This is a genomic window from Roseateles flavus, assembly GCF_039872765.1.
In the GTDB taxonomy this organism is placed as follows: Bacteria; Pseudomonadota; Gammaproteobacteria; order Burkholderiales; family Burkholderiaceae_C; genus Roseateles_B; species Roseateles_B flavus.
This window is the reverse complement of sequence record NZ_JBDPZC010000002.1, coordinates 318,947-343,712: the sequence shown is the minus strand read 5'-3', so window position 1 is coordinate 343,712 and position 24,766 is coordinate 318,947. Positions and strand designations below refer to the sequence as shown.

Genomic DNA, 24,766 nt, shown 5'->3' with positions numbered 1-24,766 from the left:
GGGGTCAGTCCTTGACGTGGCAGGCCTTGGTGATGCCGCTCTGCGGGTCGCCGAAGGTGGCGTTGCTGCAGCTCAGCGGGGCGTTGAAGTCGCGCACCGAGTATTCGCTGTTCGCGCCGTAGATCACCAGGTGGGCGCCGCTGACGCTGCAACTGCCGCCTTCGCTGGCGCAGGTGGTGTAGGTCTCGGGGCTGATGTAGCAGGCCTTGACCACGCCCGAGGCCGGATCGCCGAAGGTGGCGTTGTTGCAGGCCACCGGGCCGTTGCTGACGCGCGAGGTGAAGCGGTTGCCGGCCCCATAGACCACCAGGCGGCGGCCGGTGAAGCTGCAGGTGCCGTTCTCCGAGGCGCAGGCCGTGAAGGCCGTGCTGCCCACGTAGCAGCTCTTGCCCTTGCCCGATGCCGGGTCCCCGAAGGTCGCGTTGTTGCAGGCCAGGCTGCCGTTGGCGAATTTGCGGAAGAAGGTGGGCTGGTAGCCGTAGCTCACCGCACGCACGCCGGTGAAGCTGCAGGTCCCGTTTTCATCGGCGCACTTGGTGCCGGCGTCAGAGGGCAGGGGCGGCAGGCAGGCCGCGCCGACGGTGTTGAAGGCCCGGGTCACGTCCGCCACGTTGTAGCCCCGGTTGGAGGCCGAGCGTTCCACGCCGCAGACGCCGCCGGAGAAGTTGGTGGTGGCCGTCCAGTAGAGGTGGTTGGCATCCGCGAAGACCTCGAAGGCCTTGCGCGTGTTCCAGCCCGCGCTCGTGGCCAGCAGGTAGAAGGCCTTGTTGTAGACGCCGCTGGAGTAGTGCACGTCCAGGCCGTCGTAGTACTGGCTGGTGTGGTCGATGGAGCGGCCGTCCAGCGGCGGGTTGTCCATGTAGCGCAGGGCGCCCGAGCCCTTCATGATGTCGTAGCCGACCTTGAAGTCATTGCTGCCGCGCATGTAGTACTTGGCTGCCTCGCCGGCCATGTCGGAGAAGGCCTCGTTGATGCCGCCGGACTGCCCGCTGTACTGCAGGTTGGAGTTCTGCTGCGTGTAGCCGTGGCTGACCTCGTGCGAGGTCACATCCAGCGAGACCAGCGGGTAGAAGGTGTTGGCGCCATCGCCGAAGAACATGGCCTGGCCGTCCCAGAAGGCGTTCTCGTAGCCGCTGCCATAGTGCACCTTCATCTGCAGCTTCTGGGTGAGCGGGCGCTGGCCCAGCCAGTTCTGGTACATGGCGAAGACCACGCCGCCGAAGTAGTGCGCGTCATTGAGCGGCGAGTAGGCGCCGTTGATCTGCTTGAACTCGTTGCGCGGGCAGGTGAACTGGAAGGGCGTGCTGCCGTTGGTGCCGCCGTTGAGGTTGATGGTGGTGACGTTGGCGTTGTCCATCTGGCAGCTGGCGTTGACGTCCAGATAGCCGAAGTTGACGCCGTATTCGTACTTGCCGGTCTTGAGGTTGCCGCCGGGGCCGGTGGCGTTGTTGGTGGTGAGTCCTTCCCACTGCTCCAGGATCTCGCCGCTGCGTGCGTCGATCAGGAAATGCGGGCGTGCCGGCTTGTTGCCGTGGAGCATGAAGGAGAGGGCCCAGACCAGGCGGGCGCGGCCCTGCTCGTCCAGCTTGATCCACAGCTGGGCTTCCTCCTGCGAGGCGTGCTGAGCGAAGCCGCTGCGGCCCTTGGCCAGGGCCAGGGCGGCCTGCTGGCTGAGGCTGGGGCGCACGTCGGGCAGGTCCTGCTCGATCTGGCGGACCAGCTGACCATGGAAGCTGGGCGCGGCCAGGCCGGCGTCCTGCTGGCTGACGATGGCCTCGCCCCACAGCGGGATGCCCTGGTAGTGCTGCTGGTAGCGGGTGACGGTGCGGCCATTGGCGTAAGTCTTGCTGCGCTGGGCCTGCAGGTCCTGGGCGGCCAGGCCCAGGCGCTCATGGACGGCCGCCGCGGCGCCGAGGGTGGCCGGGGCCGGTGGCAGCTGGCTCAGGTCCTGGCGCTGCGCGGCCGAGGCCGCGGTGGCGGCGATCAGCAGGGCCACCGCGGCCGCACTGGCCTGCAGGTCCTGGAAGCGGGCAGGGCGCCGCGGGGCGGTCCCGGCCGGGAATGAGGGCATGTGCATGGGAATTCCTTCAAGCCTCCAAGGCGCTGGAGGCAGGGCGGGACGCCGGGGGAGGGGTAAATGGATAACGTCGATAAGTAGCGTCCAATTCCATTATTGAAAGCACGGCCACGGCAGCCTATCCCGGACTCCAGCGACGCGCCGTGTCAGGTCTGACAGTTGTCGGACGAGCCGGCGTGTGGGGGTCTGCGGTGTGCCGGGCGAGGGGGGGCGCCGGCCGGGGCGGTCGCCCGGCGGCCCTTGCTGGACCCGCGCGGCGCAGCTCGGCTCATGAGATCCGGGCCCGACGCCAGGCTTCAGGCGGCCCACCGTGAGCGCTAACGTTTGCGCGTTGATTTGAGCCAGGCCCCGAGCGGAATCCGGCCCAAGCCTCGGTAAAATCCCGCGCTTCAAGCCGTCCGCCTGCCCGGCGGCCGCGCCCCAACCTCACGCGCTCCGGCGCGCAAGTCCAGCATCCATGGCATCCACCTCCAAGCACCTGACCCACTTCGAGGGCGGCAACGCTCTTTCCGCCTTCCGCGCCCAGGCCTTGCTGCCGCGCCTGCAGGCCATCAACGAGCGCATCACGGGGCTGGTGGCCCGCCACGTGCACTGGGTCTGGACGGACAGCGCGCTGCAGGCCGGCGTGCAGGACAAGCTGGCCGCGCTGCTGAGCTACGGTGAAGGCTACGAAGGCGGCACCGAGGGCCAGCTGGTGGTGGTGGCGCCGCGCCTGGGCACTGTCAGCCCCTGGGCCTCCAAGGCCACCGACATCGCCCACAACTGCGGCCTGGACATCCACCGCGTGGAGCGCGTCACCGAGTTCCGCATCACGCTCAAGTCGGGCCTGCTGGGCGGCACCAAGACCCTGAGCGAGACCGAGCTGCGCGCCTGCGCCGCGCTGCTGCACGACCGCATGACCGAGAGCGTGCTGTTCCTCCGCGAGGACTGCGCCCACCTCTTCGACGAGAAGACCGCCGAGGCCCTGGAGCATGTGGACGTGCTGGGCCGCGGCCGCGCTGCCCTGGACGAGGCCAACAGCCGCTTCGGCCTGGCCCTGTCCGACGACGAGATCGACTACCTGGTCAACGCCTTCACCGCCGCGCAGCGCAACCCGAGCGACGTCGAGCTGATGATGTTCGCGCAGGCCAATTCCGAGCACTGCCGCCACAAGATCTTCAACGCGAAGTTCACCATCGACGGCGTGGAGCAGGACCTCAGCCTCTTCGGCATGATCCGCAACACCGAGAAGCTCTCGCCCCAGCACACGGTGATCGCCTACTCGGACAACGCCGCCGTGATGGAAGGCCACGAGATCGAGCGCTGGATCCCCGAGGGCTATGACGCCGCGCCGAAGTACCACGCCCGTGCCGAGACCTCGCACGTGCTGATGAAGGTCGAGACGCACAACCACCCGACGGCCATCTCGCCCTTCCCGGGCGCCTCGACGGGCGCCGGCGGCGAGATCCGCGACGAAGGCGCGACCGGCCGCGGCGCCAAGCCCAAGGCCGGCCTGGCCGGCTTCTCCGTGTCCAACCTGCACCTGCCCGGCCTGGCCGAGCGCTGGGAGCAGGGCGGCGTGGGCAAGCCCGAGCACATCGCCAGCCCGCTGCAGATCATGATCGAGGGCCCCATCGGCGGTGCGGCCTTCAACAACGAGTTCGGCCGGCCCAACCTCGGCGGCTACTTCCGCGTCTACGAGCAGGAAGTCGACGGCGTGGTGCGCGGCTATCACAAGCCCATCATGATCGCCGGCGGCATCGGCGCCATCCGCTCGGACCTCACGAAGAAGATCGAGTTCCCCGCCGGCACGCTGCTGGTGCAGCTGGGCGGCCCGGGCATGCGCATCGGCATGGGCGGTGGCGCCGCCAGCTCCATGGCCGCGGGCACCAACACCGCCGATCTGGACTTCGACTCCGTCCAGCGCGGCAACCCCGAGATCGAGCGCCGCGCCCAGGAGGTGATCAACCACTGCTGGGGCCTGGCGGACAAGAACCCCATCCTCGCCATCCACGACGTGGGTGCGGGCGGCATCTCCAACGCCTTCCCCGAGCTGGTCAATGACGCCGGCCGTGGCGCCATCTTCGACCTGCGCAAGGTGCCGCTGGAAGAGTCCGGCCTGGCGCCCAAGGAGATCTGGTGCAACGAGAGCCAGGAACGCTACGTCATGGCGATCGCCCCCGAGAGCCTGGAGATGTTCACGGCCATGTGCGAGCGCGAGCGCTGCCCCTTCGGCGTCGTCGGCGTGGTCACCGAGGCCCGAGAGCTGATCCTGGAAGACGGCCCCGGCGGCGAGCGCGCCATCGACATGCCCATGGACACCCTGCTGGGCAAGCCGCCCAAGATGCACCGCGTGGTGAACCGCGTGCAGCGCAGCACGGCCGCTCTGGACCTTTCGCAGGCCACGCTGCAGCAGTCGGCCATCGAGGTGCTGCGCCACCCGACCGTGGCCTCCAAGCGCTTCTTGATCACCATCGGCGACCGCACCGTGGGCGGCCTGAACCACCGTGACCAGATGGTCGGCCCCTGGCAGGTGCCGGTGGCCGATTGCGCCGTCACCCTGGCCGACTTCAAGGGCCTGCGCGGCGAGGCCATGAGCATGGGTGAGCGCACGCCGCTGGCCGCCGTCGACGCCCCCGCCTCCGGCCGCATGGCCGTGGCCGAGGCCATCACGAACCTGCTGGCGGCGCCCATCGAGCTCTCCCGCGTGAAGCTGTCCGCCAACTGGATGGCCGCCTGCGGCGAGGCCGGCGAGGACGCCGCCCTCTACGACACCGTCAAGGCTGTGGGCATGGAGCTGTGCCCGGCGCTGGGCGTGTCCATCCCGGTGGGCAAGGACTCCCTGTCCATGCGCACCAAGTGGAGCGACGGCGGCGAGACCCGCCAGGTCACCGCGCCCGTCTCGCTGATCGTCTCGGCCTTCGCCACGCTCCCCGATGTGCGCGGCACCCTGACCCCGCAGCTGCAGCCGGGCGACACCAGCCTGATCCTGGTCGACCTCGGCCAGGGCCGGCATCGCATGGGTGGCTCCATCCTGGCCCAGACCCTGCAGCAGTTCGGCGGCGCCGTGCCCGACGTGGACGACCCGGCCCTGCTCAAGTCGCTGGTGGCGGCCGTCAACGAGCTGCGCGGCCAGGGCCGCCTGCTGGCCTACCACGACCGTTCCGATGGCGGCCTGTGGACGGCGGCCTGCGAGATGGCCTTCGCCGGCCACCTGGGCCTGAGCCTCAATGTCGACATGCTGATCACCGAGGGCGACGGCGTCTCGGACAGCCGGGCCGACGTCGGCGATTCGAAGAACTGGGCCCGCCAGGTCAGCGCCCGCCGCGAGGAACTGGCGCTCAAGGCCCTGTTCAACGAGGAGCTGGGCGTGGTCCTGCAGGTGAAGACCGAGGATCGCGATGCCGTCCTCCAGGTGCTGCGCCAGCATGGCCTGTCCAGGCATGCGCACGTCATCGGCAAGCCCAATGACCGCGGCGTGGTCGAGGTCTGGCGTGACGCGAAGAAGGTCTTCGACGCGCCGCTGGAGATGCTGCACAAGGAATGGGACGGTGTCTCCTGGCAGATCGCCCGCCTGCGCGACAACCCGGCCTGCGCCGATGCCGAGCACGAGGCCGTGGGCCGTGCCGGGGACCCGGGCCGCCACGTGCACGTGAGCTTCGACCCGAGCGAGGACGTGGCTGCGCCCTTCATCGCCACCGGTGCGCGCCCCAAGCTGGCCATCCTGCGTGAGCAGGGCGTCAACTCCCACGTCGAGATGGCCTATGTGAACGCCCTGGCCGGCTTCGACACCTATGACGTCCACATGAGCGACCTGCAGTCCGGCAAGGTCAGTCTGGAGCAGTTCAAGGGCTTCATCGCCTGCGGCGGCTTCTCCTATGGCGACACCCTGGGCGCCGGCGAGGGCTGGGCCCGCTCGGTGATGTTCAACCCGGTGCTGGCCGAGCAGTTCCAGACCTTCTTCGCCCGCTCTGACAGCTTCGCGCTGGGCGTGTGCAACGGCTGCCAGATGATGGCGGCCCTGGCCCCCATGATCCCGGGCGCCGAGGCCTGGCCCAAGTTCACGCGCAACCAGAGCGAGCAGTACGAGGCCCGCCTGGCCATGGTGGAGCTGCTGGAATCCCCCAGCCTCTTCTTCCAGGGCATGGCCGGCAGCCGCCTGCCGGTGGCCGTGGCCCACGGTGAGGGCTTCGCCAACTTCGCCCAGCGCGGCAATGCCGCCCAGGTGGTGCGCGCGGCCCGCTTCGTGGACCACCACGGCCAGCCGACCGAGGCCTATCCCTTCAATCCCAACGGCAGCCCCGAGGGCCTGACTTCGGTGACCACCGCCGACGGCCGCTTCACGGTCATGATGCCGCACCCGGAGCGCGTCTTCCGCAATGCGCAGATGAGCTGGACCTCCGGTGATCTGGGAGCCCTGAGCCCCTGGGCCCGCATGTTCCGCAACGCGCGCCGCTGGCTGGGCTGATCGGGGTGGCTCGCGTGCTGCCGCCTTCGATGCCCGAGGGCGGCGGCCGTTCGCCCGAGCTCCAGCATTTCCGGGCCTTCGAGGCCATCCACCGCCTGGGCGGTCTGACCGCCGCGGCGCAGGAGCTGGGCATGACCCAGCCGGCCTTGTCCAAGGCCCTGGGCCTGCTGCGCCGCTACTACGGCGACGAGCTCTTCGTGCGCAGCAAGCAGGGCATGCGGCCCACGCCGCTGGCGCGCCGCCTGGCGCTTGACGTGCAGCAGCTGGTTGGCCTGGTCCAGGAGCGCCTGCGCGCGCCCTCGGGCTTTGATCCGGCGCGCTCCTCGCGCACCTTCCGCATCAGTTGCACCGAGGTCGGCGCCATCCACTTCATGCCCCGCCTGCTCGCTGCGGTGCGAGACAGCGCCCCGGGCGTGCGCTGGGAGGTGGTGCCCCTGGCCGGCGACGCGCTGGGCGGCCTGCTGGCCTCCGGCGAGATCGACCTGGTGTTGTCGGCCTACCAGGCCCAGCGGCCGGGGCTCAGCTCGCAGGCGCTGTACAGCGTGGGGCACTGCTGCCTCGTGCGCGCGGGCCATCCGCGCATCGGGCAAGACCTGACCCTGGAGCGATTCTGCGCCGAGAAGCACGTCGTGGCCTCGATCAGCGACACCCAGCATGCCTACCGTCGGGTGGAGCAGGCCATCGTCCAGACGGCGGGTGAGGGCGCCATCGGCCTGCGGGTGCACTCGCTGCTGACCGCGCCCTTCATCGTGGCGCAGTCCGACCACATCTTCACGGCCACCGAGCAGATCGCCCGGCAGATGGCCCAGCTGCCGGGCCTGCGCCTGCTGCCCTGCCCCCTGCCGCTGCCGCCCATCGTCGTCCACCAGTACTGGCACAGCCGCCAGGACCAGGACCCGGCCGTCGGCTGGCTGCGGGCTCTGGTGGCGCGGCACTTCGCCCAGCCCCTCCCCGAGGTCCATGCCGCCCAGGCATGAGGCCCATGCCCGCTCCGGCATCTTGCTTGCGCGCCCGTGCGGCAGGCCTTGCAATGCGCGCACGACGGCAGTCGTAGCTCAGGAGAGAGGAGTCCCGCCGCCCCGGCTTGCAGGGGCAGTCCGGCTGACGTGACCAAGGCGTCGGCCTGGATGCGGGCAGGGGAGGGACAGTGGAGGCTGATCCTTCCGCGGACGGGCCCCGCGGCAGATGCGGCGGGGCCCCGTTCTTTGCCGGGGCCGCGACCGGCTCCTGCGGGGGGCAGGTCTTGCCTGCCCCGTTCACACCATCGTCACGATGGGCGCCACCTTGGGCAGGCGGATCTCGAAGCGGCTGCCCTGGCCGGGCTCGCTGTGCAGGCTGATGCTGCCCCCCAGTACCGTGCTGACCAGGTTGTAGACGATGTTCAGGCCCAGCCCCGTCCCGCCGCGGCCCATCTTGGTGGTGAAGAAGGGGTCGAAGGCGCGGCGCCGCACCTCCTCGCTCATGCCAATGCCGTCGTCCTCCACCACCAGCAGGTAGTCGCTGGCGCCGAGGCTGCGGGCGCTGATCTTCACGCGGCCCTGTTCGCGGCCCTCGAAGGCATGGAGCAGGGCGTTGAGCAGCAGGTTGCCCAGCACCTGGCCCAGCGGCCCGGGATAGCCTTCCAGCGGGTCCGTGAGGTCCAGCTCGGACTCCAGCAGCCAGGGCGTGGTCTTCCAGCGGGCGCGCAGCAGGCTGATCACGTCGCCGACGACGGCTTCCAGCGCATAGCTGCGCCGCTGCATGCTGGTCTGGTCGACTGAGAGCTGCTTGAAGTGGCTGACCAGCTCGGTGGCCGTGCCCAGGCCGCGCAGCATGATGTCGCAGGCCTGGCCGGCCTCCAGCAGATAGGCCTCCAGCGAGGAGCGCCGCATCTGGCCACTGCCGAATTCCTGCCGGATCTCATCGGTGCGTTCCTGCAGGGTCGAGGCCGTGGTGAGGCAGTTGCCCAGGGGCGTGTTCAGCTCGTGGGCCACGCCAGCCACCATGGAGCCCAGGCCGGCCAGCTTCTCGGAACGCAGCAGGCCGTCCTGCGCCTCCTTGAGGTTGCGCAGCGCCTCGCGCAGCTCCAGCGTGCGCTGCTGGACGCGGGACTCCAGCTCGGCGTTGAGCTGGCGCAGCTCGGTCTCGGCGGCACGCTGGGCGCTGATGTCGCGCGCCACGCCCAGATAGCCGATGGCCTGGCCGTCCCGGGCGCGCACATGGCTGACGCTCAGCGAGACCCACAGCCGGCGGCCGTCCTTGCGGAGGTAGCTCCACTCGCGCGTCTCACTGCCCAGCTCGCGGGCTAGCAGCACGAAGGTCTCGAAGCCCTCGACGGTGGTGCCGCGCAGCCGGCTCAGCTCCGCCGCACGCTGCTGGACCTCGCCCGGGTCATGCAGGCAGGCTGGTGAGCGCCCCAGCAGCTCGGCCTCGGCATAGCCCAGCATGTGCTCGGCGCCGCGGTTGAAGAGCAGGATGTGGCCGGCCATGTCGGTGGCGATGATGGCGACCTCCTGGGCCGCGTCCAGCACGGCCTGCAGGCGGTCGCGCGCCGTGCTGAGCTCCAGCTGCGAGCGCCGCAGGGCGGCCTCGGCTTCCTTGGACGGGGTGATGTTGCGCCCGGTGCCGCGGTAGCCCTTGAAACGGCCCTCGGCATCGAAGAAGGGCACGCCCGAGATGCTCACATGGCGGACGCTGCCGTCGGGCGTGCGCTGCGCATATTCGAAGTCGCGGAAGGGCTCGCGGCGCGCCAGCAGGGCCTTGTGCGCCTCCCAGTCGGTGCCGGGCAGCAGGGCGGGGGAGTCCCAGCGGTGATGGCCCAGCACCGAGCTGCTCTGCACTTCCGTGGCTTCCTCGGCGATGCGCGAGATGTAGGTGAAGCACAGCTGCTCGTCCTGCTCCCAGACCCAGTCGGAGGCCAGGGCGGCCATGCTGCGGAAGCGTGCCTGGGATTCCTCCAGCTGCGCCCGCATCAGCTGGCCTTCCTGGATCTCGCGGGCCAGGGTTCCGTTGCGCTGCTGCAGGACGCGGCTCTGCCAGACCAGCAGGGCCAGCAGCAGGCTCAGCACGGTGCCGGCGGCCAGCGCGGTCAGGACCTCGGGCGAGTCCCAGCGGAAGGGCTGGTCCAGCCAGCCATCGGCAGGCTGGGCGGCCAGCAGCCACTGCCCGCCCGGCACCTCCACCCGTTGCTGGACCAGGTCCCGCGGCGGCTGCTTCAGCAGGGCGGACTGGCCCCAGATCAGGCGCCCGGCTTCCTTGCCGCCCTTGGATTCCGTCAGCAGCAGGTGCAGCTCGGGATGGGCGCCCAGGCCGGCATCGGCCATGAAGCGGTCCAGGTCCGCTACCACCGACACCATGCCCCAGTACCGCGGCGGCGCGGGCGGCGGGGCGCGCAGGAAGACGGGATTGCGCAGGATCAGGCCCTGGCCGCCCTGCACCAGCTGCACCGGGCCCACCAGCACGGCCGACTGGCTTTCGCGCGCCTGCTGCACCTGGCGCCATTGCGCGGGCACGCTGCGGTAGTCCAGCCCCAGCGCCCGTTCATTGCCGGGCAGCGGGTAGACCAGGCGCACCACGTCGTCGGGGGCGATGGCGATGCTGCGGACCTGGGGATAGAGCTTGAGCGCCTTCTCCGTCAGCAGCGCGAAGCGGGCCTCGCTGATCGCGCCATCGAGCTGGATCATGGCCTCGAGCGACTGGCTGGGGGCGAAGGTGTTGCGGGCCGCCAGCTCCAGGCGGCTGCGCAGCAGGTCCAGCTGCCCGGCCACGTGCTGGCGCTCCTGTTCGGCGGCCTGTCGGGCATCCAGGCGCGCCAGGGTCGCGCAGACCAGCAGGCTCAGCACCAGGCTCAGCGCCACCGGCCAGTAGCCGGTGCCCAGGGCGATCCAGCCGCGAAAGAGGCGGTGCGGCAGGGCCTCAGCCATGGCCGGAACCTCTCGGGCGCGGGGATGGAGATCGGAAAGCGACATGCCGGACTGCAGGGGAAGCAGGGGTCCGGCCCACGGTATCACAGGCTGGTCCCGCCGCGCAGCGTGTCAACGCGGGGGGCGTGCCGGGCTTCACGGCGAGCCTTCAGGGGCGGGCGCCGCCGTCCGGCAGGGCATCCCGCGCTGGCCTGGGCGGGGGGCGGGCCTGACGTGCCGCTCTGTGCGCCGCTCTGTGCGCCACCCAGAGCGCCACCCGGTGCTCAGTTCAGTGCGCGGTCTTGGGCCGGGCCCTGTAGAACTGGATGGGGGCCGCCGGCAGCTGCTGCAGCACGCTTTTCTTGATCTTGCCGACCACGTGCATCTCGCAGGGCTTGCAGTCGAAGCGCAGGGTGAGCTTCTCCTTGCCGTTGACCAGCTGCAGGGGCTCGGCCCGCACCGTGCCCTGCACGCCGGTCACGCCCTTGGCCTGCTTGGGGCACAGGGACAGGGAGTAGCGCACGCAGTGCTTGGTGATCATCAGGCTGACCTCGCCGTGCTCCTCGTGGCTCTCGTAGGCGGCCTCGATCACCCGCACGCCGTGGCGGGCATAGAAGTCGCGCGCGGGGTGGTTGAAGACATTGGCCAGGTAGGAGAGCGTGTCCTCCGGATAGGGCACCGGCGGTTCCACCGGCCGGGCGCGCGGCAGGCGGGGCAGGGCGGCCAGGCGCGCAGCCTCCAGCTGCTCGACGGCCTCACGGCGCAGGGCATTGAGCTGGCTGGCCGGCACGAACAGGGGGTGCGACCACAGCAGGCTCAGCTCGCGCGCCTCGAAGACCGTGGTGCCCAGCTTGCCGAGAGCCTCGCGCGCGCTGGCCTCGGCCCGCTCGGCCTGCTGCGCGGGCTGCTTGTCCAGGGGCATCTCGACATAGGCGGCATGGCCGTCCTCGTCCGTCAGCTGCAGGGCGAGGCCCTCGGGCGTCTCCATGAGGCTGAGGTCCAGGGCGATGCGGCGCTCGGCCGACTTCTTCTCCAGCAGCCGGTCCCAGGCCATGTCGCGGTTGCGGGACAGGGCCACGCCACGGCGCAGGTCCTTCAGCTGCTCCATGGTCTCGTTGGGCTCGACGCGCCAGCGGCGGCCCTTCGCATCCAGCGGCGTGGCCACATTGACGCGCAGGCCCACCAGCTCCTTTTGCAGGTCCAGGTAGGTGAGGGCGTCGCCGTTGTTGAGCGGGCTCACGCCCTCGTCGAGCTCCAGCTCGAAGCCCTCGCCGTCGACCTTGCCGACCCAACCCAGCGGCAGGCCGGCGTGCTTGGGGGTGTCGAAGGCGCCGATGTCTTCCTTGCGGCCGGTGACGAAGTAGTCGGTGCTGCCGCGGTTGAAGCTGCGGTCGGGGTCCGGCGTGAAGAAGAGGCGGGTGCGGCCGCTGGAGGCCCGCGCCAGGCCGGGGCGTTCCTCCAGGATCGCGTCCAGCAGCTGCCGGTAATGGCCGGTGATGTTCTTCACATAGCCCATGTCCTTGTAGCGCCCCTCGATCTTGAAGCTGCGCACGCCGGCATCGACCAGGGCGCGCAGATTGGCGCTCTGGTCGTTGTCCTTCATGGAGAGCACATGCTTCTGGTGGGCCACGATGCGGCCTTGCGCGTCGAGCACCTCGTAGGGCAGGCGGCAGGCCTGCGAGCAGTCACCGCGGTTGGCGCTGCGGCCGGTGTGGGCGTGGCTGATGAAGCACTGGCCACTGTAGGCCACGCACAGGGCGCCGTGGATGAAGAACTCCAGCTGCGCGCTGCTCAGCGCCTCGGCCATGGCCCGGATCTGCGGCAGAGTCAGCTCGCGGGCGGCCACGACCTGCGAGAAGCCGGCGTCCTGCAGGAAGCGGGCCTTCTCCGGCGTGCGGATGTCGCATTGGGTGCTGGCATGCAGCTGGATGGGCGGCAGGTCGATCTGGGTGAGGCCCATGTCCTGCACGATCAGGGCGTCGGCGCCGGCCTCGTAGACCTGCCAGGCCATGCGGCGGGCATCCTCCAGCTCGTCGTCGCGCAGGATGGTGTTGAGGGTGATGAAGATGCGCGAGCCGTAGCGGTGGGCGTGGCGCACCAGGCGCTCGATGTCCTGGATCTCGTTGCTGGCGTTGTGCCGGGCGCCGAAGCCGGGGCCGCCGATGTAGACGGCGTCGGCGCCGTGGTTGACGGCTTCGATGCCGATGTCGGCGGTCTTGGCCGGGGCCAGGAGTTCGAGGTGCTTGGGCGATGCGCTCATGGCCTCGATTTTATCGGCGCCCTGTGGCTGTCGATTCATCGCACGGGCTGACCGTTCGTCCCCACGGCAGGCGCCGGCGGCGGGGCGGCTGCCTAGACTGCGTCCATCCAGACTTTTCATGGAGTGACGGCATGAGCGATCCCTCGGTGATCCTGCAGGCACGCGGCCTGCGCAAGCGCTACGGTACACAGGAGGTGGTCCGGTCCATGGACCTGAGCCTGCGGCGCGGTGAGATCCTCGGCCTGTTGGGGCCCAACGGCGCGGGCAAGAGCACCACGGTGTCCATGATCGCGGGTCTGATCGAGGCGGACGGCGGCGACTGCCTGATCGACGGCCAGCCCGTGCGGGGCGATGCCGACCCACGCAAGGGCCTGCTGGGCCTGGTGCCCCAGGAGTTGGCCCTGCACGAGACGCTCAGCGCGGCCAGCAATCTGCGCGCCTTCGCGGCCCTGTACGGCCTGTCCGGTCAGCGCCTGGCGCAGCGGGTGGACGCCGCCCTGGACATCGCCGGCCTGCGGGACCGCGCCGGCGATACGGTGGCCGAGTTCAGCGGCGGCATGAAGCGCCGCCTGCACATCGCCTGCGCCCTGCTGCACGATCCCGCCATCGTGATCCTCGACGAGCCCACCGTGGGCGTCGACCCGCAGAGCCGCAACGCCATCTTCGAGGCCCTGCTGGCCCTGCGCGACGCCGGCAAGGCCCTGCTCTACACCACGCACTACATGGAGGAGGCGGAGCGCCTGTGCGACCGCCTGCTCATCGTGGACCACGGCCAGGTGGTGGCCTCCGGTCGCACCCGGGAGCTGCTGGATGCGGCCGTGCTGGTGCCCACAGTCTGCCTGGAGCTCGACCGGGCGCCGCCGGCGGGCCTGGCCGAGGCCCTGGGCCGGCTGCCCGGCGTGCAGCTGCTGGCCGGCGGCGAACGCCCGCAGCAGCTGCGCCTGGAGCTGGCCTCGCTGGTGCAAGGCCTTCCGGCGGTGCTGCAGTGCCTGGCCGGCCAGGGCCTGGGCCTGCAGGGCCTGCAGACCGAGCGGCCCAGCCTGGAGCAGCTCTTCCTGTCCCTCACGGGACGTCAATTGCGCGATTGAGCGAGGGGACGACCATGATGCATGCATTGATCGCGCTGGTGCGCACCCAGCTGCAGCTGTACCTGAAGAACCGCAAGGCCCTGATCACCCATCTGCTGATGCCCGTCCTGATTGCCACCTTCTTCGGCAGCCTCTTCGGCGGCAGCGGGGACCGGGAGATGGCGCGGCTGAAGGTCGCGTGGGTCGACGAAGACGGCTCCGCGCTCAGCCAGCGCATCGGCCAGCAGCTGCAGCAGGACGGCAAGCTGGCCGTGCAGGTGATGACGCGCGCCGAGGCCGAGGCCGCGGTCCGCAAGGGGGAGCGCCGTGCGGCCCTGCTGATGCCGGCCGGCTTCGGCACGCAGGCCTCGCGCTGGTGGGACCGCCGCCAGCTGCCCGAGGTGCAGCTGTGGTACGACCCGAGCGAGGCCCTGTCGGCCCAGCTGCTGGAGGGCCTGCTGGCCCAGCATGCGATGCGCGAGACCCTGGCGCAGGGCTTCAAGTCGGGACCGGGCGCCGGAGGGCTGGCGACCCTGGAATCGGAGCTCGAGGCGAGCGAGCTCCCGCCCCTGCGCCGCGAGCAGCTCAAGGTCCTGGCCCGCACGGTGAACGAGCTGCAGACGCCGCAGCCGGGTGAGGGGGTGGCCACGGCGGCATCCGGTGACGCGCCGGGCGGCGCTTCGCCCGGCGAGGTGCTGAGCCTGCCGTATGCGCTGAAGACCCGGGCCCTCAGCGCCGGGCAGGCTGGCTACAACGGCTATGCGCACAGCTTCTCGGGCATGGGGGTTCAGTTCGTCCTGATGCTGGGCGTGGAGCTGGGCGTGGGTTTGCTGATGGCCCGGCGCAGCGGCATGTGGCAGCGTCTGCGCGCTGCACCGCTGTCCAGGGGGCTGCTGTTGGGCAGCCACTTCCTGAGCATCTGGATCATCGCCTCGGTCGTGCTGCTGGTCGTGATGGCCGCGGGCATGGCGCTGTTCGGCTTCCGCGTGCAGGGCAGCCTGGCGGGCTTCTTGCTGGTGGTGCTGGGCATGGGCGCCTTCACCGCGGGCTTCGGCCTGGCCCTGGCGGCCATGGGCGGTTCGCCGGAGGCCACCCGCGGCCTGGCCATCATGGCCTCGCTGATGCTGGTGATGCTGGGCGGCGCCTGGGTTCCCAGCTTCGTCTTCCCGGCCTGGCTGCAAGACCTGACCCTCTGGGTGCCGCTCCGCTGGGCCGTCGACGGCCTGGATGCCATGACCTGGCGCGGCCAGGGCCTCGGCACGGCGGCGCTCGCGGCGGCGGTGCTGTTCGGCAGCGCCCTCCTGCTCACCGGCCTGGCCCTCTGGCGATTCCGCTGGCGCGAGTGAGCCGCCGGGGCCGGGGCAAGACCTGACCCTGCTCAGCAAGGCGGCGTGCCGGATGTGCGCCAATCGCCCGGGTGGCACAAGGCGCCAGCGCGCGGGTGTCATCCCGGGCGTCCCGGCGGGCGTTGCGCTGATGCGCGTCATCGCTCGTTTGCACCCGGGCCGGACACGCTGGCCTGATCCGGCCGAGGCGCCGCTCAGGCCCCCCTCGGGGGGACGACTCGAGCGTCCGCCGGCGGCCTACACTGCCTCGCGCCTTTTCACCGAAACGTTCCCTCAACCCGTCTGTGATCCAGGGAGGATCCCATGAATACCCAGCGTCTCTTGCCTTCCAGCCTTTCCCTTCTGACGACGGCTCTGCTGCTGAGCGCCTGTGGCGGCGGAGGTGGCGGTGGCGGCACGGAACCTCAGCCCGGCCGCCAACCGCTGGCCATCACCAGCAGCAACTACCAGACGGTGGCTGCGCAGGGCGTGGGCGCCGGCACCTACATGATGAGCGCGGGGGCCGGCAACGTGCTGGGCGTCGACGCCCAGACCCTGCCGCAGCCCCTGTGGGTTGCGCAGCAGCAGGCCCTGCGCCTGGCCGAGCGTTTCAAGCAGGCACAGGGCACGGCCATGGTGCAGGGTGCCACGACCACCGTGGTGCAGACCTGCAGCCTGGGCGGCAGCGTGGAGGTCACCATCAATGACGCCAACGGCAACCAGCTCCTCGATTCCGGCGACAGCATGGCCATCAAGGCCTCCGCCTGCAAGGAAGCCGGGGGCACGCTGGACGGCACCATGGACTACTCGCTGAAGGCCGTCACCGGCAACTTCGGCAGCAGCCAGTACAGCGCCACCATCGGCGTCAAGCTGGGCAATCTGCGCGTGACCTCCTCCAGCGGCACCGTGACCGGCCAGGGCGAATTCCAGATGACCATCGCGGCCACCGGCGTCAACGTCACCTCGGTGGCGATGAGCATCCCGTCCTTCACCACCAGCGGCACGGTGGCGGGCAGCAGCTTCCAGTCCAGCATCACCGGCTTCAACCTGAACGTGAGCACGGTGGCCAGCGGCTTCGGGTATCGCGCCACGCTGACCTTCGGCGGCACGGTGAACAGCACGGCGCTGGAGTCGCGTGACATCACCGTGTCCACGCCGGTGGCGCTGGTGCAGGAGTCGTCGCTCGGCTACCCGAGCAGCGGCCAGGTCCTGGTCAAGGGAGCCAATGGCAGCCAGGTGCGCGTAACGGTGCAAGGCAGCGGCAGGGCATTGCTCGAGCTGGACGCCAATGGCGACAACGTCTTCGAGACCAGCACCACCAAGTCCTGGGCCGAACTGCAGGGATGAGCACGGGCCCGACGCCCTCGCCCCAGGGCCTGTGGCGGAGGCTGGTGCCAGGTCTTGCCTTCCTGGCCCCGGCGGTGCAGGCCGCCTGCGTGCCGTCGCAGCTGGACCTGGGCCTGGGCGCCCAGTCCAGCCGCTGGCACGAGGAGGGCGCGAGCGGGGAGCGGCTGCTGCAGGAGCGTGGCACCCTGCGTGCGGCCTCCCTGGCCGTCGGCCTCCCCTGTGCAGGGCTGCACTGGGTGGCGCAGCTGGATCTCGAGTCCGGCACGCGGGACTACCAGGGCCGCAGCACGACCGGCGTCCCCCTGAGCACCCAGAGCCGCGTGCGCTCCCAGCGCCTGCAGCTGCAGGCCTGGCGCCCGTTCGAAGGCAGCGCCTGGTCTGTGGGCGCCCGCCTGGGCTGGGAGCCCGACAGCCGCCGCGCGCTGGCCTCCGTAGGGGCCGTGCAGGGCTACGAGGAAAGTCGTGATCGCTGGCGGCTGGGCCTGGGTGCGCGCTGGCAGCATGAGCTGCCCGCGGCCTGGCAGGGCCGTTGGGAAGCCTGGCTGGACAGCGGCCCGCGGGCGCGCCTGAGCCTGGACGGCGAGGCCTTCGGGGCCACGACCGTCCGGCTGGAGGAGGGTCGCTGGTCGTCCCTGGCCCTGGCCTGGACCCTCAGCCCCGCGCCTCAGGCCGGGCGCTGGCAGCCCTGGCTGGGCTGGCGCTGGGAAAGCCTGCGCAGCCGCGCGGGCGAACCCGTGGCGGTCCGGATGGACTCCGGGCGCCTGCTGGCCGTCTCGCAGCCGGCCTACCGCCAGTCGGACTGGCGGCTCGTGGCCGGGCTGCGCCTCACGCTGGACTAGGTGTGAAGCGTCAAGAGGTTGTTTCTTGACGAATTGAGCCTGGAGATGGGCGGCAGACCGCCGATGCCGCTATGCGGACGATGGCAGTTGTAGTGATGCTGCCACTGGGCCAAGGCCTCAGTGCGCTGGGCCGAGTTCTGATACGTCCAGCCATAGGCCCATTCGCGCAGAGCCGACTGGATGAAGCGCTCGGCCTTGCCATTGGTCTGGGGGCGGTAAGGCTTGGTGAACGTGTGCTTGATGCCGAGCTCCAGGCAGGCCTGGCGGAATTCGCGTGAGCGGAAGGCCGAGCCGTTGTCGGTGAGCAGCCGTTGCACGCAGACCCCCAGCCTGGCGTAGTAGGCCACGGCGTTTCTCAGGAACTGCACCGCCTGCGCCTTCTTCTCGTCCGGATGCATGGCCGTGAAGGCCAGCCGGGCGTGATCGTCGATTGCGACGAACAGCGTTTCCCAGCCCGCGCCATCCACCGAGTCGCGCCGATTGCCTGTGACGCGGTGGCTCGGGCGCACGATGCGTCCGAGCTTCTTGGTGTCGATGTGCAGCAGCTCGCCTGGCGCCTCGCGCTCGTAGCGCACCACAGGCTGTGCGGGCTCCAGGTCGCTGAGCTTGGACAGTCCGGCTCGTGCCAGCACGCGGCTGACTGTCGAGGCCGACACGCCCACGCTGCGCGCGATGCTGGACTGCAACATGCGCCTGCGTCGCAGTTCAACGATGAGCAGTGCCTTGGCCGGATCGATGCTACGCGGCGAGTGCGCCGGACGCGACGAGACATCGGCCAGAGCGGCCTCACCGCCGGCCAGATAGCGCCCCAGCCACTTCCTGGCGGTGGGCGCCGTCACGCCTTGGGCAGCGGCAGCTTCAGGGGCACTGAGAACGCCTGCGGTCATCTGTTTGACCATCTCGATGCGGCGGGCGTACGTAAGTCGGGCATGCTTATGGCTGTTCATCCGGTGTTGGCTCTGGAGTGGATTGGGTGTTTGGCGACTTCCAGTCTCTCAAACCCAATCCGGATGAACACCGGATACAACCTATTGAAGCTTCACACCTAGGCCGCCTAGCACCAGCGATCCCAGGCCCACGCCACCGAAGAAGAACAGGCGCAGGGCATGGCCCAGCGGGCTGGACGCCTCCGCTTCATCGTCCTCGCCGAAGGGGCCCATGCCCGTGGCAGCACACAGCAGCAGGAACAGCCCCAGCAGCAGCCAGGCCGGCACAGGGTGGTGCAGGTGTTCCAGGCGGCTGTTCAGGGCCAGCAGGCCCGTGCCGCCCAGGGCGAAGAGCAGGATGCGCAGCACGGGACCTTGAGGGCCGTGCTCAGGCCTGCCCGGGCTCGTCCTGCTGGCGCTGCAGGCGTTCGCTGTGCCAGTAGACGTCGTCTCCGCCCTTGCCATCGAGGTTGGCGCGGTTGAGCACGCGGGCCAGCACGAAGAGCAGGTCGGAGAGGCGGTTGAGGTACTGGCGGGGCGCGGCCTCGATCTTCTCGCCCTGGTGCAGGGCGTGGACCACGGACCGCTCGGCGCGGCGCGCGATGGTGCGGGCCACGTGAGCGATGGCGGCGCTGCGGGTGCCGGCGGGCAGGATGAATTCCTTGAGGCGGGGGAGATGGGCGTTGTAGTGGGCCAGCGCCTCGTCCAGGCGCAGCACGGCGTCTTCCTTGAGCAGGCTGTAGCCGGGCATGCACAGCTCGCCGCCCAGGTTGAAGAGCTCGTGCTGGATGGTGATCAGCAGCTCGCGGACGTCCTCGGGCAGCAGCTCGGCCAGCAGCACGCCGAGGGTGGAGTTGAGCTCGTCCACATCGCCCATGGCCTGGACACGCAGGTGGTCCTTGGGCACGCGGGTGCCATCGCCCAGGCCGGTGGTGCCGTCATCTCCGGTGCGGGTGGCGATCTGGGAAAGTCGGTTGGCCATGATGACAGGGAGCGGGCTTGTTGATGAGGCCCGCATCTTGCCTCAGACCGACCGGGTGCCCGGATTAGCCCCTGCGTCCGCTGCGGTGAAAGTCGGGCCGCTGGGGACGGGCCGGGTGCCCATGGGCGCCCTCGCCATGGGGCTTGGGCTCATGGCCCGCCGGTGCCGCAGGCGTGGCGGGCGCACGGAAGGCGTTCATGATGTTCTGGACCAGCAGGGCCAGCATGTCGCGCCGCCACAGGCCCAGCAGGGCCAGGGCCACGACGGCGATCAGCAGGATCCAACTCGAAGTCGTCATGAAAGCTCCTCGTGCGGCTGTCGTGCGACCATGGTGGCACGGGCGCGCCTGGGCTTCAAGCCTTCGCACTTGCGCCAGCGCAGGTCCGGCCCGTTCAGGCGCGGTTCAGCACCGATTCCTAGAATGCCCGTCGAAGCAATGCCGGAGTTCCGCCATGACCCATGCCTCCCTGCCCACGGCCCTGAACGGCCCGCGCCGCGCCGTGCCCGAGCTGCTGAAGCAGGCCTGCCGTGAACGCTTCGGCGCGCGCTGCGTCGAGTCGCTGGCGGTGCGCCAGCAGCATGGCCGGGACGAGAGCCCCTTCGACGTGGAGCCGCCGGAGCTGGTCCTCTTCGCCGAGAGCGAGGAGGAGGTCGCCTTCGTGCTGGCCCAGGCCCAGCAGCACGCGGTGCCGGTGATTCCCTACGGCGCGGGCACCTCGCTGGAAGGTCATCTGCTTGCGGTGCAGGGCGGCATCAGCCTGGACCTCTCGCGCATGAACCGCATCCTGGCCATCCAGGCCGAGGACCTGACGGTGACGGTGCAGCCCGGCGTCACGCGCCACCGGCTCAATGACGAGCTGCGCCACCAGGGCCTGTTCTTTCCTATCGACCCGGGCGCCGACGCCTCGCTGGGTGGCATGGCCGCCACGCGGGCCAGCGGCACCAATGCCGTGCGCTACGGCACGCTGCGCGAGAACGTGCTGGCCCTGCGCGTGGTCACGCCGGGTGGTGGCGTCGTGCGCACGGGCTCTCGGGCGCGCAAGAGCAGCGCGGGCTATGACCTCACCCGGCTCTTCGTGGGCAGCGAGGGCACGCTGGGCGTGATCACCGAGCTGACGCTGCGGCTGTATCCGCTGCCGGAGGCGGTGTCCGCGGCGATCTGCTTCTTCCCCAGCATCGATGCGGCCGTGCAGACCACCATGCAGATCATCCAGATGGGCGTGCCCATCGCCCGCTGCGAGCTGCTGGATGCCCACACGGTGCGCGCCGTCAACGCGCATGACCACCTGGGCCTGCGGGAATCGGCCATGCTGCTGATGGAGTTCCACGGCTCGGCCGCCAGCGTGGCCGAACAGGCCGGCACGGTGCAGGAGATTGCCCGCGACTGCGGTGGCGAGGACTTCGAGTGGGCCAGCACGCCCGAGGAGCGCACCCGGCTGTGGACGGCCCGCCACCACGCCTACCTCTCGGCCCTGCAGATGAAGCCCGGCTGCCGCTGCGTCACCACGGACACCTGCGTGCCCATCTCGCGCCTGGCCGAAAGCATCAACGAGTCGGTGGCCGAGGTGCAGGCCTCGGGGCTGCCCTATTTCATCGTGGGGCATGTGGGGGACGGCAATTTCCACATGGGCTACCTGATCGACCCGGCCCTGCCGGCCGAGCGCGAGACGGCCGAGCGCCTGTCAGCGCAGATGGTGGCACGCGCCCTTCGCCTGGGTGGTACCTGCACGGGCGAACACGGCATCGGCTTGCACAAGCAGGACTTCCTGCTGGACGAGGCCGGCGCGGAGGCCGTGGAGCTCATGCGCACGCTCAAGCGGGCGGTGGACCCGCTGGACATCATGAATCCGGGCAAGATCTTTCCCGGCCAGGCGGCCGGCTAGGCCCGGTGGGCAGGGCCGCTAGCGATAGCGGCGCAGGATCTCCTCCAGCCGGCCCTCGCTCAGCAGGGCCTGCTGGGCTGAGGCCAGCTCGGACAGCGGGATGGGCGAGCTGCGCTGGCGCAGGCAGTACAGGGCCGTGCGCGAGACCTCCAGCGGCGAGGTCACCAGGATGCGCAGCCGGGGGTCATGCGCCCGGGCGTAGGCGAACTGCAGGTGGCTGATCACGCTGTAGTCGGCACGACCCAGGCTTTGCATGAGCAGCAGGCGCCCTTCGTTGTGCGCCAGGCTGCGCTCCAGGCGGCCGGCCTCGAACAGCGGGTCCAGCAGCGGATAGCGGTAGCCGGTGACCACGCCCACGGTCCGGCCCTGCAGCTGCTCCAGATGCCGCACCAGGGGCGTGCCGGGCAGGCTCACCAGCTCCTCGACCACCTCCATCAGCGGCCGCGGCAGCCACTCGATCCAGGCCTCGTCCTGCGCGCTGTACCACTGGGGGTTCTCGAAGCATTGCACGTCGAAACCGCCTTCGCGCAGCTGCTGACCCACACGGCGCGTGGGCATCAGGAGAAAGCGGGCCTCGCGCCCCAGGCGCTGCGCGAGGGCCAGGCCCCAGTCATGGATGATGCCGCCCTGCAGCCGGGCCTCGCCGCTGCCCTGGCTGATGTCGGCGAAGGGGAGGCTGGCGCCCGTGGTCACCAGCAGGCGCAGCGGTGGTGCGGCGGCCTCGGCAGCCAGGCTCAGGCTCAGGGCCAGGATGGCCAGCGTGCAGGCCCGTGCGGCCCAGGCACCCATGCTCAGGGCCTCCTGAGGGAAGGCGCCGTGCTCAATGTGCAGGCGCCGGCACGGTCCAGCGCTTGCTCACCTCGCCCTTGCCGTTGACGCTCTCCAGCTGCACGCCGAAGCCCCACAGCCGGGCCACATGCTTGAGCACTTCCTGGGCGCCCTCGTGCAGCGGGCGGTCCAGATGCTGGGTGTGGCGCAGGGTCAGGGAGCGGTCGCCGCGCAGGTTGACGTTCCATACCTGGATGTTGGGCTCTCGGGTGGAGAGGTCGTACTGGCGCGACAGGGCCTCGCGCACATGCTGGTAGCCGCTTTCATCGTGGATGGCGGAGATCAGGTACTCCTTCTCCTTCTCATCGTCGAGGATGGCGAAGAGCTTGAAGTCGCGCATGAGCTTGGGGCTCAGGTACTGGCCGATGAAGCTCTCGTCCTTGAAGTTGCGCATGGCGTGCTGCAGCGTGGGCAGCCAGTCACTGCCGGCGATGTCGGGGAACCACTGGCGGTCCTCGGCGGTGGGGGCCTCGCAGATGCGCTTGAGGTCGGTGTACATCGCAAAGCCCAGGGCATAGGGATTCAGGTTGGCCATGGGCTGCTGCGCGATGACGTTGGTGTGCGACTTCAGCCACTCGATCATCATGCCGTCGGTGAGGTAGCCGTCGTCGTACATCTGGTTGAGCAGGCGGTGGTGCCAGAAGGTGGCCCAGCCCTCGTTCATCACCTGAGTCTGCCGCTGCGGGTAGAAGTACTGGGCGATCTTGCGCACGATCCGCACGATCTCGCGCTGCCAGGGCTCCAGCAGGGGTGCGTTCTTCTCGATGAAGTACAGCAGGTTCTCCTGCGGCTCCTCGGGGAAGCGGCGGGCGGCCTGGGCCTCGGCGTCCTTGTCGGCACGGCGGGGCAGGGTGCGCCAGAGGTCGTTGATCTGCTGCTGGGCGTAGGACTCGCGGTCCTTGAGGCGGTTGCGCTCCTCGGCCAGCGAGAGCTTGGCAGGCCGCCGGTAGCGGTCCACGCCGTGGTTCATCAGGGCGTGGCAGGAATCGAGCACAGCCTCCACCGCGTCCAGGCCATGACGCTCCTCGCATTCGGCCACGTAGTTCTTGGCGTAGACGAGGTAGTCGATGATGGACGAGGCGTCCGTCCACATGCGGAAGAGGTAGTTGCCCTTGAAGAAGCTGTTGTGGCCGTAGCAGGCATGGGCGATCACCAGGGCCTGCATGGCCATGGTGTTCTCCTCCATCAGGTAGGCGATGCAGGGGTCGGAGTTGATGACGATCTCGTAGGCCAGGCCCATCTGGCCGCGCTTGTAGTTGCGCTCGGTGGCGATGAACTCCTTGCCGTAGCTCCAGTGCCGGTAGTTCACCGGCATGCCCACGGAGGCGTAGGCGTCCATCATCTGCTCGGCGGTGATGATTTCCAGCTGGTTGGCATAGGTGTCCAGGCCATAGCGCTCGGCGGTCTGGCGGATCACCTCGTGGTACTCGTGGATCAGCTCGAAGGTCCAGTCGCTGGGGGCGGGCAGGGGGCGGTCCGGTCGTTTCTCGAGGGGTTTCATCTGGCGCAGGGGAGGCGGGGAACGGCGGCCGCCCCATTCGTGGCGATTGGCCGCCAGGCCGGTGCTGCGGCGGTTTTCAAGATCGGGAGAGCGGTTCATGCGGAGGCTCCTTCCTTCTTGAACAGGTCGCGGAAGACCGGGTAGATCTGGTTCACTTCCACGGCCTTGCGCATCGCGAACTGCGGCACCTCGTCGGCCAGTTTGGCGTATTCCTCCCAGAGGTTCTGTTCGGCTTCCGCCACCTGCACGTAGGCGAAGTAGCGGCACAGGGGCAGGATCTTGTCGGTGAGCAGTTCGCGGCAGCGGCCGCTGTCGTGGTGCCAGTTGTCGCCATCGCTGGCCTGGGCGCCGTAGATGTTCCATTCCGAGGGCGAGTAGCGCTCGCGGATGATCTGCTCCATCAGCACCAGGGCCGAGGACACCACGGTGCCGCCAGTCTCGGTGGCGTGGAAGAAGTTCTGCTCGTCCACCTCCTGGGCCTGCGTGTGATGGCGGATGAAGACCACCTCGATCTTCTCGTAGTGCCGCGTGAGGAAGAGGTAGAGCAGGATGAAGAAGCGCTTGGCCAGGTCCTTGCGGGCCTCGTCCATGGAGCCGGAGACGTCCATCAGGCAGAACATCACGGCGCGCGTGGTGGGCACCGGCACCTTGACCCGCGAACGGAAGCGCAGGTCGATGGGATCGAGGAAGGGGATGGCCTCGATACGCCCCTTGAGCAGGGCGATGCGGGCCTCGGTGTCTTCGATCAGCGGCTTGTTCTCGGGATGTGCGGGCAGCTCGCGCAGCAGCAGGGCCAGCCGCTCTTCCAGCTCATGCAGCTCGCGCCGCTTGCCCATGCCCAGCGCGATGCGCCGCCCCAGCGCGCCCCGCATGGAGCGCACCACATGCAGGTTGGTGGGCGTGCCGTCGCTGGTGAAACCGGCGCGGTGGCTCTTCCATTCCGGCGTCTCGGCCAGGGTGGTGCGGGCCATATTGGGCAGGGCCAGGTCGTCGAAGAAGACCTGCATGAACTCTTCCTTGCTGAGGTGGAAGACGAAGTCGTCCTCGCCCTCGCCGGAGTCGCTGGCCTGGCTGCCCTGGCCCTGGCCCTGCCCGCCTTGGGGCTTGGGCACGCGGTCGCCCTTGACGTGGTCCCGGTTGCCCGGCCTCACCACCTCGCGGGTGCCGCCCTCGCCATGGCCGAAGACGGGCTCGCTGAGGTCCTTCTTGGGGATGTGCACCTCTTCGCCGCGCTCCATGTCCCGGATGCCACGCCCGTCCACCGCCCGCCGCACCGCCTCGCGGATCTGGTCCTTGTGTCGACGCAGAAACCGCTCGCGATTGCCGATGGACTTGTTCTTGCCCGAAAGCCGTCGATCGATGATCTGCTGCAGCATGTCTGTCCTTCAAAGGCTCCGCCCTGC

General features: G+C 69.8%; 17 protein-coding genes. 7 read left to right on the top strand and 10 right to left on the bottom strand.

Annotated elements, in window-relative coordinates; all coding sequences use genetic code 11:
* Positions 1-4: 4 nt before the first annotated feature.
* Positions 5-2,077 carry a M4 family metallopeptidase gene (locus ABDJ40_RS07250; RefSeq protein WP_347608143.1) on the bottom strand — a complete coding sequence of 691 codons (2,073 nt, stop codon included), beginning with the start codon at positions 2,075-2,077 and terminating at the stop codon, positions 5-7.
* 457 nt (positions 2,078-2,534) lie between these two features.
* Here ABDJ40_RS07250 and purL point away from each other — a divergent pair, with 457 nt between their 5' ends.
* On the top strand, positions 2,535-6,524 hold the full coding sequence (gene purL / locus ABDJ40_RS07245; RefSeq protein ID WP_347608140.1) for a phosphoribosylformylglycinamidine synthase: 3,990 nt from the start codon (positions 2,535-2,537) through the stop codon (positions 6,522-6,524).
* A 14-nt stretch (positions 6,525-6,538) separates the two neighbouring features.
* Positions 6,539-7,501: a LysR family transcriptional regulator gene (locus tag ABDJ40_RS07240; protein WP_347608137.1), complete on the top strand. Its 963-nt coding sequence runs from the start codon at positions 6,539-6,541 to the stop codon at positions 7,499-7,501.
* A 279-nt stretch (positions 7,502-7,780) separates the two neighbouring features.
* On the opposite strand, the gene ABDJ40_RS07235 is transcribed toward ABDJ40_RS07240, so the two are convergent.
* Positions 7,781-10,426, bottom strand: a complete 2,646-nt coding sequence (locus ABDJ40_RS07235) for a sensor histidine kinase (protein WP_347608134.1) — start codon at positions 10,424-10,426, stop codon at positions 7,781-7,783.
* A 268-nt stretch (positions 10,427-10,694) separates the two neighbouring features.
* Positions 10,695-12,665, bottom strand: coding sequence for a peptidase U32 family protein (locus ABDJ40_RS07230; RefSeq protein WP_347608131.1), 1,971 nt, complete (start codon positions 12,663-12,665; stop codon positions 10,695-10,697).
* A gap of 131 nt (positions 12,666-12,796) precedes the next feature.
* Here ABDJ40_RS07230 and ABDJ40_RS07225 point away from each other — a divergent pair, with 131 nt between their 5' ends.
* The 4 genes from ABDJ40_RS07225 (at position 12,797) to ABDJ40_RS07210 (ending at position 17,243) form a co-directional block, all read left to right on the top strand.
* Positions 12,797-13,753 (top strand): ABC transporter ATP-binding protein, encoded by a 957-nt coding sequence (locus tag ABDJ40_RS07225; RefSeq protein WP_347608128.1) that lies wholly within the window; start codon positions 12,797-12,799, stop codon positions 13,751-13,753.
* A 14-nt stretch (positions 13,754-13,767) separates the two neighbouring features.
* On the top strand, positions 13,768-15,078 hold the full coding sequence (locus ABDJ40_RS07220) for an ABC transporter permease (protein WP_347608125.1): 1,311 nt from the start codon (positions 13,768-13,770) through the stop codon (positions 15,076-15,078).
* A 303-nt stretch (positions 15,079-15,381) separates the two neighbouring features.
* Positions 15,382-16,404, top strand: coding sequence for a hypothetical protein (locus ABDJ40_RS07215; RefSeq protein ID WP_347608122.1), 1,023 nt, complete (start codon positions 15,382-15,384; stop codon positions 16,402-16,404).
* Positions 16,401-17,243 carry a hypothetical protein gene (locus ABDJ40_RS07210; protein ID WP_347608120.1) on the top strand — a complete coding sequence of 281 codons (843 nt, stop codon included), beginning with the start codon at positions 16,401-16,403 and terminating at the stop codon, positions 17,241-17,243. The genes ABDJ40_RS07215 and ABDJ40_RS07210 overlap by 4 nt, the downstream gene beginning before the upstream one ends.
* On the opposite strand, the gene ABDJ40_RS07205 is transcribed toward ABDJ40_RS07210, so the two are convergent.
* The 4 genes from ABDJ40_RS07205 to ABDJ40_RS07190 form a co-directional block, all read right to left on the bottom strand.
* Positions 17,240-18,190 carry an IS481 family transposase gene (locus tag ABDJ40_RS07205; protein WP_347608118.1) on the bottom strand — a complete coding sequence of 317 codons (951 nt, stop codon included), beginning with the start codon at positions 18,188-18,190 and terminating at the stop codon, positions 17,240-17,242. The two genes, ABDJ40_RS07210 and ABDJ40_RS07205, sit on opposite strands and share 4 nt — an antisense overlap.
* An 81-nt stretch (positions 18,191-18,271) precedes the next feature.
* Entirely contained in the window at positions 18,272-18,538 is a 267-nt protein-coding gene (locus ABDJ40_RS07200) for a hypothetical protein (RefSeq protein WP_347608116.1), read from the bottom strand.
* 19 nt (positions 18,539-18,557) lie between these two features.
* Positions 18,558-19,151, bottom strand: coding sequence for a cob(I)yrinic acid a,c-diamide adenosyltransferase (locus ABDJ40_RS07195; RefSeq protein WP_269630674.1), 594 nt, complete (start codon positions 19,149-19,151; stop codon positions 18,558-18,560).
* Between the two features lie 64 nt (positions 19,152-19,215).
* Positions 19,216-19,449 (bottom strand): hypothetical protein, encoded by a 234-nt coding sequence (locus ABDJ40_RS07190; protein ID WP_347608114.1) that lies wholly within the window; start codon positions 19,447-19,449, stop codon positions 19,216-19,218.
* Positions 19,450-19,603: 154 nt separating this feature from the next.
* On the opposite strand from ABDJ40_RS07190, the gene ABDJ40_RS07185 reads away from it, so the two are divergent.
* Positions 19,604-21,034, top strand: coding sequence for an FAD-binding oxidoreductase (locus tag ABDJ40_RS07185; protein ID WP_347608111.1), 1,431 nt, complete (start codon positions 19,604-19,606; stop codon positions 21,032-21,034).
* Between the two features lie 18 nt (positions 21,035-21,052).
* Here the strand turns inward: ABDJ40_RS07185 and ABDJ40_RS07180 are convergent, their stop codons facing one another.
* The 3 genes from ABDJ40_RS07180 to ABDJ40_RS07170 form a co-directional block, all read right to left on the bottom strand.
* Entirely contained in the window at positions 21,053-21,823 is a 771-nt protein-coding gene (locus tag ABDJ40_RS07180; RefSeq protein WP_347608109.1) for a substrate-binding periplasmic protein, read from the bottom strand.
* A gap of 31 nt (positions 21,824-21,854) precedes the next feature.
* The gene (locus tag ABDJ40_RS07175) at positions 21,855-23,363 is read right to left on the bottom strand and encodes a SpoVR family protein (RefSeq protein WP_347608478.1); all 1,509 of its coding nucleotides are present in this window, start codon (positions 23,361-23,363) and stop codon (positions 21,855-21,857) included.
* A gap of 95 nt (positions 23,364-23,458) precedes the next feature.
* Positions 23,459-24,739 carry a YeaH/YhbH family protein gene (locus ABDJ40_RS07170; RefSeq protein WP_347608106.1) on the bottom strand — a complete coding sequence of 427 codons (1,281 nt, stop codon included), beginning with the start codon at positions 24,737-24,739 and terminating at the stop codon, positions 23,459-23,461.
* Positions 24,740-24,766: the final 27 nt, after the last annotated feature.